This is a genomic window from Desulfocurvibacter africanus subsp. africanus DSM 2603 (assembly GCF_000422545.1).
Classification (GTDB): Bacteria; Desulfobacterota; Desulfovibrionia; order Desulfovibrionales; family Desulfovibrionaceae; genus Desulfocurvibacter; species Desulfocurvibacter africanus.
Window position 1 is genome coordinate 406,335 of record NZ_AULZ01000002.1, and the last position, 9,364, is coordinate 415,698.

Annotated in this window: 10 protein-coding genes; all 10 read left to right on the forward strand. The window is 61.6% G+C overall.

What is annotated here, in order from left to right; translation table 11 throughout:
• Positions 1-1,290 (forward strand): homoserine dehydrogenase, encoded by a 1,290-nt coding sequence (locus H585_RS0104075; protein WP_027366862.1) that lies wholly within the window; start codon positions 1-3, stop codon positions 1,288-1,290.
• Between the two features lie 547 nt (positions 1,291-1,837).
• Positions 1,838-2,509, forward strand: a complete 672-nt coding sequence (locus tag H585_RS0104085; RefSeq protein WP_005983069.1) for a TIGR04211 family SH3 domain-containing protein — start codon at positions 1,838-1,840, stop codon at positions 2,507-2,509.
• Between the two features lie 159 nt (positions 2,510-2,668).
• Positions 2,669-3,604, forward strand: coding sequence for a DUF5996 family protein (locus H585_RS0104090; RefSeq protein ID WP_027366863.1), 936 nt, complete (start codon positions 2,669-2,671; stop codon positions 3,602-3,604).
• Between the two features lie 15 nt (positions 3,605-3,619).
• Positions 3,620-4,390, forward strand: coding sequence for a deoxyribonuclease V (nfi, locus tag H585_RS20785; RefSeq protein ID WP_027366864.1), 771 nt, complete (start codon positions 3,620-3,622; stop codon positions 4,388-4,390).
• Positions 4,391-4,437: 47 nt separating this feature from the next.
• A complete protein-coding gene (locus tag H585_RS0104100) occupies positions 4,438-4,656 on the forward strand; it encodes a rubredoxin (protein WP_005983064.1) in 219 nt (72 codons plus the stop codon).
• 134 nt (positions 4,657-4,790) lie between these two features.
• The gene (locus H585_RS0104105) at positions 4,791-5,594 is read left to right on the forward strand and encodes a phosphatidate cytidylyltransferase (RefSeq protein WP_027366865.1); all 804 of its coding nucleotides are present in this window, start codon (positions 4,791-4,793) and stop codon (positions 5,592-5,594) included.
• A gap of 52 nt (positions 5,595-5,646) precedes the next feature.
• Positions 5,647-6,918, forward strand: a complete 1,272-nt coding sequence (gene dxr / locus H585_RS0104110) for a 1-deoxy-D-xylulose-5-phosphate reductoisomerase (RefSeq protein ID WP_027366866.1) — start codon at positions 5,647-5,649, stop codon at positions 6,916-6,918.
• A 3-nt stretch (positions 6,919-6,921) separates the two neighbouring features.
• Complete coding sequence (rseP, locus tag H585_RS0104115) at positions 6,922-7,998, forward strand: RIP metalloprotease RseP (protein WP_027366867.1); 1,077 nt, start codon at positions 6,922-6,924, stop codon at positions 7,996-7,998.
• On the forward strand, positions 7,988-8,773 hold the full coding sequence (tsaB, locus tag H585_RS0104120) for a tRNA (adenosine(37)-N6)-threonylcarbamoyltransferase complex dimerization subunit type 1 TsaB (protein ID WP_034627081.1): 786 nt from the start codon (positions 7,988-7,990) through the stop codon (positions 8,771-8,773). Before rseP ends, tsaB begins: the two co-directional genes overlap by 11 nt.
• A 130-nt stretch (positions 8,774-8,903) precedes the next feature.
• The coding region (locus H585_RS0104125) for a flagellin N-terminal helical domain-containing protein (protein WP_027366869.1) at positions 8,904-9,364 on the forward strand (461 nt) is incomplete at its 3' end.

Genomic DNA, 9,364 nt, shown 5'->3' on the forward strand with positions numbered 1-9,364 from the left:
GTGAACGACGTCATCCGTCTGGGACTGGCCGGCTTCGGCACAGTCGGCTCGGGAGTGGCCAAGGTCATCGCCGAGAACGGCGAGCTAATCCGTCGCCGCACGGGCAAGCGCCTGCACATCAAGACCGTGCTAGTGCGCAACCTGACAAAGGCCCGCGCCTTCGACCCCGGACAAGAGACGTCGTTCACATCCGACCCCTCCCGGCTGTGGGCCGACCCGGAGATCGACATCGTGGTCGAGCTCATGGGCGGCACCACCACGGCTTACGACATCATCGAGGCATCCCTGAATGCCGGCAAACACGTAGTCACGGCAAACAAAGCGTTGTTGGCCGAGCGTGGCCGGCCGCTCTTCCAGCTGGCGGGCGAAAAGGGTCTCGGCCTCTACTACGAGGCGAGCGTGGCCGGTGGAATCCCCATCGTGCAGACGCTCAAGGAGTCGCTGGCCGCCAATCGCATCGAGAAGATCGTGGGCATCCTGAACGGCACGGCCAACTACGTGCTCTCGGAAATGACCACGAGCAATCTGGAGTTCGAGACAGCCTTGGAGCAGGCCAAGCTGCTGGGCTATGCCGAGGCCGACCCGACCCTGGATATCGAGGGCATCGACGCCGCGCACAAGCTCATCATGCTCATCCGCCTGGCCTACGGCGCGCACTACCCGTTCGAGCAGTTGCCGGTGACCGGCATCTCCGGGGTCACCAGCGAGGACATCCGCCTGGTTTACGAGTTCGGCTACCGCCTCAAGCTCATCGGCCAGGCGCGCGAGGTGGACGGCAAGATCGAAGCCGGGGTTTTTCCGGCCCTGGTCAAGTATACCTACCTGCTGGCCCGCGTGGGCGGCAACTACAATGCGGTGCGCGTGGAGGCCAACGCGGCAGGGCCCCTCATGTTCTCCGGCCAGGGCGCCGGAGGCCTGCCCACGGGCAGCGCGGTGCTGGCCGACATCCTGTCGCTGGTCAAGTGCTGCGGCAAACCGGACAATACCGGATTCACCGAAATAGCGCTGCCCGATGCCGACATCCTAAACCCGGACTTGGCCGTAGCCGAGCACTACTTCCGCTTCACCGTGGCCGACCGGCCTGGTGTCATGGCCGCCATCGCAGGAGTCATGGGCGAGCTGAACATTTCCATTGCCCAGGCCGTGCAGAAGGGAGCGCCCTCCGGTCGCGGCGTGCCGATCGTCTTCCTGACCCACGCCGCGCGCACCTGCGACGTGCACGAAGCCGTGCGCCGAATAGACGCCCAAGACTTCATCGAAGCCCCCACGGTGCATTACCGCATCCTGTAATCAGAACTGTGCGGCCGGAGCCCGATGAACGTTTCGAGTTCCGGCCGCACGTCCATGAATCTATTCATTAATCCAATAAAAATGACTCTGCTGTAAACAACAGCAGACAGTGCGGCCGATTTGTCTCCGGCTCCGCCTTGCGCCCGCGCAAAAAACCGGCTTGATTGTGCGCATTTTGCGCAGTATCGCGGTCCGCGCCTATTCAAGAAGGCACCCATACAGGAAATGGCAGAACTGGCATGCTGTATGCTACCAGCGAGCCGAATCTCGGGGTTCTTCCAGCATAGGTAGGAAAGGGGACGTACTTTCATGGAAAGGTTCATGCTTTTTTTTATTTTTCTTCTCCTTTTCGCACTGACGGGCATCGCCTTCACGGGCTCCACCAGTCAGCAGGCAAGCGCGACGGTTCCCCCCGCGCAGATATCAGGGTACTAAGCCCTCGCCGGCTAAGCACCTGAGACCAGAGGCCGCGCCCGTAAAGCGCGGCCCAGGCATTTCCGGACACCGCTTCCGGCCATGAAAACCACGTAAGCTTTGAGAGCACACGATGCGCCACAATCTTCGTATTCTTATTCTAGCCACGGCCTTGATCTTGGCCACGGCCGCTCATGCCCAATCCCAGGGCTCCTACTATGTCTCGGACAAATTCGAGATAACCCTGCGCTCGGGCCCGACCCTGCAGCACAAGATCCTGCGCATGGTGCCCACGGGCTCCAGATTGGACGTCGTCCAGAACGACGGCGAATGGGCCTTGGTCAAGTGGAATGAAACCGAAGGCTACGTGCAGACGCGTTTCATTACCACGGAGCTGCCCAAGGAGATCGTCATCAAGACCCTCCAGAAGCGCACCGAACAGCTTGAGCAGAAGACGAGCCAAGCCTCGGACCAATCGGGCAAGCTGGGCAGCGAGAACAAGGAACTCAAGGCCGCTTTGGAGCAGACCACCAGCGAGCTGTCCCGTATTCAGCAGGAGTATGCCAGCCTCCGTTCCGACGCCGCCGGCGTGCTGGACCTGAAAAAGAACTACGAAGAGACGCACACCAAGCTGGAGACCATGACTTCCGAAGCCGAGCAGCTCAAAGCCATGAACAAGGAACTGCGTTCCGACGCCACCCTGCGCTGGTTCATGGCGGGTGCCGGCATTGTGGTCTTCTCATGGCTCGTGGGCTTCGTTCTCGGTCGCAGCGGCCGCAAGCGTAAGACCATGCTTTACGGCTAAGCGCCTGAATAGACAGAATTTTGACAGCCCCCGGTCGCCGAACGACCGGGGGCTTTTTTATTCGCACCTTTCAAAGATTCCTCCATTTGGCGCGAGAAGCTGTGGCACGCCCCGAATCATGCTATAAGCTTGGCCAGCTCTCGCCATAAGGAGGTTGTCATGCCAATCGCATCCACGTCCTATGTCCTGCCGGCTCTACCTCTGAAAGGATGGGAACCGACCTACGATACGTTACATCTGTGGCTACAGATCGTTGGCAAATTTCGGCTTGGGCTGCACCCCAAACTCAATCACTGGTGGCACGCACCCTTCTACGTCACGCCTCGCGGGCTGAGCACTCACCCGATCCCGCTCGGTGCGGGCAAGCTGGAGCTGGAATTCAATTTTCTCAGCCACACCCTGACCATAGACGCAGGCGCAGCCGGCACCATGAGCGTGGAACTGCACGACGGCCTTTCCGTCGCCGCTTTTCACGCATCGGTATTCGCACGTCTGACCGAACTCGGCATAAGAGATGTGCCTTTCCTCAATAAACCCTTCGACGTACCTGCCATCAGCACCACGCCATTCGACCGCGATACGGACCATGCCTCATACTCGCCGGAACATGTGCGCCTTTTTCTGGAAACGCTCACGGCCGTGGATAATGTTTTTCTGGAATATCGTGCCCGCTTTATCGGCAAATCCACTCCCCCGCACTACTTCTGGCACCACATGGACCTGGCCGTGACCCGCTTCTCGGGCCGCGTGGCCCCGCCCCGCCCTGGAGCGAACATTGTTGAGCGGGAAGCCTACTCGCATGAAGTCATCAGCTGCGGCTGGTGGCCGGGCGACAAGGAGGTGCGCGCCCCGGCTTTCTATGGATACGCCGCGCCCGCGCCCAAGGGCCTGTTTGATCAGCCGCTCAAGCCGGACAAGGCATACTGGCTGCCGGACAAGGGCATGGCCCTGCTCATGCACGACGACGCACGAGCCGAGCCCAATCCACGGCAGGCCGTGCTCGATTTCCTGGAGAGCGTGTACATGGCCAGCGCGACGCAGGCGGGTTGGGATGTGGAGGGCTGCACGCTGGCAAATTACAGTCCAACTTCCTAGGCAGGCAGCCCTCTCATGGCGTATGTTGATGGCATGAGTGAGCTTGCGCGCAACGCATTGAGCCTGCCCGAGCCTTGGCCCACGACCATCGAGGACGCCCGCACCGTGCAGGAGCGCATGCGGGGTCTGGTGCGTCTGGAGCCGCTCGCGGATCTCCCGAGACTTGTCGCCGGCATCGACGTGGGCCTGCTGCAAGACGGTTTGGTGCGCGCGGCCGTAGCCGTGCTGGACTTCCCTGCACTGACGCTCGTGGAGAGCGCCCTGGCCATACAGCCTGCGGCTTTTCCCTATGTGCCCGGCTTTCTCTCCTTTCGGGAGATACCGCCCGTGCTGGAAGCTCTAGGCAAGCTCAATGCATTGCCCGGTCTGCTGGTCTGCGACGGCCAGGGCATCGCCCATCCACGCGGATTCGGCATCGCCAGCCACCTGGGGGTGCTCACGGGGCTGCCGAGCCTGGGTGTGGCCAAATCCCGCCTCGTGGGCCGTTACGCCGAGCCGGGCAGCGAACGCGGCAGCCGTTCGCCGCTCGTGTACCGCTCGCGGCAAGTGGGCTGGGTTCTGCGCACGCGTACGAGCGTCAAGCCTGTTTTCGTCTCGCCCGGACATCGCCTGGACCTGTATGGCAGCCTTGAATTGGCCATGGCCCTTGCGCCCAAGTACCGCCTGCCCGAAACCACGCGCCAAGCGCATAATCTTGCCTCGGGCCATAGACCAAGGAGCATCAAACCTGAGTCAGACACCGAAGAAGTTGACAAAGGCCGACGACATTCGAATAGTGGTGTTTGATTTCTTCCGCCCTGCTGGCGCGGAATAGGCCATTAACGAGGTGAACAATGTCCCAGCCAGAAGATATGTGGCGCTGTCAGACCGTCAATTGCGGCTATGTCTACGATCCGGATCGGGGCGACCGCAAAGGCAAGATTCCCAAGGGCACACGTTTCGAGGATCTGCCCGAGGATTGGCGCTGCCCGATATGCGGAGCGAGCAAGAAATGTTTCAAGCCTCTGGCCGGACCTGGCTCCACTGCGGGTTGTGAAACGCCCACGGTTTAGTTTCCTGCGGGAAAACTGTTGATCGCGCGTAGCAGAAGTCCAAGACCCGATCGCGCCCTTGCCGGATTTGCCGGTTTCGTTTATCCACCAGAGGCGTTTTCATTGCGCCAATCTTTCACCCCATCCGGATCATCATGGCCCTCAGCTCTCACACTAAACGCCTGATCACCGCGTTCGCCCTGCTCCCCGCGCTGCTGTGGACCATCTTCGCCGGGGGCAACTGGATATTCGGCGGACTTTTGCTTGTCTGTTACCTTGGGCTGTGGGAATTCTACAGCCTTTTCTGGTCCCGCGAAGGACTGGGCAAGAAGCTCCTGGGCCTCGCCCTGTGCACGGCACTGCTAGTGGCCGCCAGGCGTCAGGACCCGCAGTTGATCATTGCCCTGCTGCTGGCAGCCTTCTGGCTTGGAGGGCTCCTGTTTTTGTTCAGTTACAGCCGCGCGCCCGGCAAGGCCAATTACCTGAATGCCACGGTGCTCGTGGGGGGATTGCTCTACCTTCCGCTGTCCTTGCACTTTTTCCTTTTTTTCCAGCCGGCGGAAATCTTCCTTGTGCTCGTGGCGGCCTTCCTCTCGGATACCGGCGCATACTATGCGGGAACCTATTTTGGTCGGCGCAAGCTTTGGCCAAGCATCAGTCCCAAGAAAACTTGGGAAGGCGGTCTCGGCGGCTTGCTGACCTGCATGCTCTCGGTACTGACCTTGGGCCTGATCTGGGGCAATGCGCCTTGGTGGAGTTGGCTTGTCCTGGCCGCACTCCTCAATCTCGCGGCCCAGTTTGGCGACTTCTTCGAATCCGCGCTCAAACGCTGGCTCTCGGTCAAGGATTCAGGTACTCTGCTTCCCGGCCATGGCGGCCTGCTCGACCGCATTGATTCGCTGCTGCTGGTTGTCCCGATCTATGCCGCCTGCCGCGCCCTGATGCCATTCTTCTCCTGAGCAGCAGCCAACCGCCCACAAGGCCAGAGCGCCTAACGGTCCCCAAAAGCGCATGCAACAGTACAGCAATCTTTCTCATTCCCCACAAACCGTCAGGCTTGGCCAAGCCAGTCGGGAGTATATCTCCCGTCTGCCCGCCACTGCGGCGCCATTCCCCCGTCGCTTGGCCATTCTTGGCAGTACGGGCTCGATTGGCGTAAGCGCCTTGAAAATCTGCGCCGCCCACCCCGACAAGTTTCAGGTGCTGGCTCTGGCCGGAGGCCGCAACGCCAAGCTCCTGGCCGAGCAAGCCGCAGCTTTCAGGCCGGCTTGGCTTGGGGTTCTCGACGACGACACCGCGGCCGAACTCATTGATCTGCTGCCCAGCGGCTACGCTCCGACAGTATTGGTAGGAGAATCCGCCTACACGTCGATCGCGGCACTGGATTGGGCCGATGTGGTGCTCTCCTGCATCGTGGGCGCGGCCGGCTTGGCGCCGACCTTGGCAGCCGTGCGCGCCGGCAAGATCGTGGCCCTGGCCAACAAGGAGTCCCTGGTGCTTGCCGGCGGGATCATCCGCCAAGCCTGCCGCGAGAGCGGAGCCGTGATCCTGCCCGTGGACTCCGAGCACAACGCCCTGTTCCAGGCTGTGCACGCCGACGGCCTGAAGCCCGTGCGTTCGCTCATCCTGACCGCATCGGGAGGCCCGTTCCGCGGCTGGGACAAGGAGCGGCTGCGCAGCGTGACACGGGCGCAAGCCCTGAACCATCCCAACTGGAGCATGGGCGCCAAGATTACCATCGACTCGTCCACGCTCATGAACAAGGGCCTGGAGTTCATAGAAGCCTGCCACCTGTTCGGCATGGCCCCGCAGGACGTGCGCGTGATCGTGCACCCGCAGTCCATCGTACACTCCCTCGCCGAGTTCGTGGATGGATCTCTGCTTGCCCACATGGGCCCGCCGGACATGCGCGTGGCCATAGCCTATTGCCTGGGCTTCCCCGAGCGTCTGGGCACCGGCCTTGCGCCCCTGGATCTCATCGCCTTGGGGCAGCTCACTTTCGAAGCCCCGGACACCCAGGCCTTCCCATGCCTGCGCTTGGCCCAGGAAGCCTTTGCCGCCGGCCCGAGCCATCCCGTGGTGCTCAACGCCGCCAACGAAGTGGCCGTGGATCTTTTTCTGCGCGGGCGTATCAGCTATCTGGACATTCCGGCCTGCATCGAGGCCGAATTGTCGGCCCATACCTCCGTGACCGTGGACGATTTGGAATCCATCCTGGCCCTGGATCATGAGGTGCGCGCGCGCACCCTGGCTCACTGGGGCGAGAGAACCGAGCAAGGATAGATCATGATTCAAAGCATCATTGCCGTGGCGGTTGTCCTCGGCGGTCTTATTTTCTTCCATGAGCTTGGCCACTTCATCGTGGCCCGGCTGTTCGGCGTGGGCGTGACCACCTTCTCCTTGGGCTTCGGGCCCAGGCTGTTCGGCGTACGACGCAACCACACCGACTACAAGGTGTCGGCCATACCTCTGGGCGGCTACGTGCACATGGTCGGCGAGCAGCCCGGCCAGGAACTGCCCGAAGGCTTCAGCCGCAAGGAAAGCTTCACAGCACGCCCCGCTTGGCAGCGCATGATCATCGTGGCCGCCGGTCCCTTCTTCAATTTCTTCCTGGCCATCCTCATATACTGGGGCATCTTCTGGTCCCAAGGCCAGCTCATACTCGTACCGGAAGTAGGCCGCATTCTGGCGGACAGCCCGGCCATGGAGGCCGGCCTGCGCGAGGGCGACCTGATCCGCTCCATGGGCGGCCAGGCCATCGACAACTGGGAAGACCTTTTACAGGTCGTATCCCAAGCCGAAGGCCGTGAGCTGAGCCTGACTCTCGAGCGCGACGGCCAGAACCAGACCGTGACGCTCACTCCGCGCCTGCTGACGCGCACGAACATCTTTGGCGAGGAATCACGCGTGCCCATGATCGGCGTGGCCGCCTCGGGCAAGACCAGGGCCGTGCCCCTTGGCGGCGGCTCAGCCTTCACGGCTGCCGTGGAGCAGACCTGGAACGTTCTCGTGCTTACGGTGGAAGGCGTCATCAAGATGATCGAGCGCGTCATACCGGTGGAAACCATCGGCGGCCCCATTATGATTGCTCAGATGGTCAGCCAACAGGCCGAGCAAGGCCTGGTCAATGTGCTGGCCCTGGCCGCGCTCATCAGCATCAACTTGGGTTTCCTGAACCTTTTGCCCATCCCCGTGCTCGACGGCGGACATATCCTGTTCTTCGCTATCGAGACGATAACCGGCAAGCCCCTGAGCGAGCGTTGGCAGGCCATTACCATACGCATCGGCCTGGCTCTACTGCTGGGACTCATGTTCCTGGCCATCTACAACGATGTCACGCGCATCTTCAGAGATGCATCCTAATAAGCAGGGCCTCGACACCCGGCCTGTCCTGGTCCTCAATACCTGCGAGGAACGGCTGCAAATCGTGCTCGGCAGCAGCGAGCGGCTGTTGCTCCACCAGGAGTGGATCGTTCCGAGTAGAACCATGGGCGTTCTTGGACCTGCCGTGGAGCAAGCGCTCAAGCTCTTGGAGCTGGCTCCAACCGACCTGGCGGGCATGGCCTGCGTGCGCGGACCGGGCAGCTTCACGGGCATTCGCATCGCGCTCTCCACGGCCTTGGGATTTCAGGCTGGCTGCGGCGTTCCCTTGGCCGGCCTGGATTATCTGCCGCTGCTTGCCCGCTCGGCCGCTCCGTTGCGCCAGGGCACTCTGACCGTGCTGACATACGCCCGCAAAGGGCTGGTCTATGCCCAAACTTTTGCCCTGCCATCCTGCGAATCACTGTCGGATCTTGCCGTCTTGCGACCCGAGCAGGCGGCTGAGCTTATCGCAGCCCTGCACCCACCCAGCCTCTGCATGGGCAGCGCATTGCGGCGCATCCCACAGCTGCTGGAACTTCTTGATGCACAGGAATGCGAGATACTGCCGTCCGTTCTGGACCACCCCTCAGCCGAGGCTCTTCTGTCCACAGCCCTGGAAGCGCCCTACACGGTCGAGCCCGTCGTGCCATTGTATGTGCGAGCTTCTGATGCGGAAGACAACCTGCCCACATTTGCCCGCCAACGCGGCCTGACGCCTGAAGAGGCGCGCAGGCTTCTGGAAGAGCTGACTGAAACGCCGCGCAGCTCGCCCTGATTCAGGATTACGTTTGTAAAAGTGTTTTGCACGCCCTAAACAATTTCCGCGAGCCTCCGATAAGAGTTTCAACATGTGCTGCATGGATGCAGTCATGGCATGGAAGCCCTAATTCAAGGAGGAATTTGCAATGTCTTTGACGATCAACCACAACTTGATGGCGACGAACGCGGCCCGCAACCTGAGCACTTCGTACTCCAACCTGTCCGTATCAACCCGCCGCTTGTCCTCGGGACTGCGCGTGGGCACCGCCGCTGATGACGCGGCCGGCTTGGCGGCTCGCGAACTCATGCGCGCCGACATCTCGTCCCTCAACCAGGGCGTGCGCAACGCCAACGACGCCATCAGCCTCATCCAGACGGCTGACGGCGGATTGCAGGTCATCGACGAAAAGCTCATCCGCATGAAGGAACTTGCAACGCAGGCCTCCACCGGCACCTACAACTCCGACCAGCGCCTGATCATCGACTCCGAGTACCAGGCCATGGCTTCGGAAATCACGCGTATCGCCAGCGCGACCGACTTCAACGGCGTCTATCTGCTGAACGGCAACCTGTCCGGCGCAAACAGCACGCATGATGGCTCCGCGCT

Bases quoted from the DNA above. Each gene is read 5' to 3' on its own strand.
- H585_RS0104085 (WP_005983069.1), top strand. From the start codon at position 1,838: ATGCGCCACAATCTTCGTATTCTTATTCTAGCCACGGCCTTGATCTTG.
- H585_RS0104090 (WP_027366863.1), top strand. From the start codon at position 2,669: ATGCCAATCGCATCCACGTCCTATGTCCTGCCGGCTCTACCTCTGAAA.
- nfi (WP_027366864.1), top strand. From the start codon at position 3,620: ATGGCGTATGTTGATGGCATGAGTGAGCTTGCGCGCAACGCATTGAGC.
- H585_RS0104100 (WP_005983064.1), top strand. From the start codon at position 4,438: ATGTCCCAGCCAGAAGATATGTGGCGCTGTCAGACCGTCAATTGCGGC.
- H585_RS0104105 (WP_027366865.1), top strand. From the start codon at position 4,791: ATGGCCCTCAGCTCTCACACTAAACGCCTGATCACCGCGTTCGCCCTG.
- dxr (WP_027366866.1), top strand. From the start codon at position 5,647: ATGCAACAGTACAGCAATCTTTCTCATTCCCCACAAACCGTCAGGCTT.
- rseP (WP_027366867.1), top strand. From the start codon at position 6,922: ATGATTCAAAGCATCATTGCCGTGGCGGTTGTCCTCGGCGGTCTTATT.
- tsaB (WP_034627081.1), top strand. From the start codon at position 7,988: ATGCATCCTAATAAGCAGGGCCTCGACACCCGGCCTGTCCTGGTCCTC.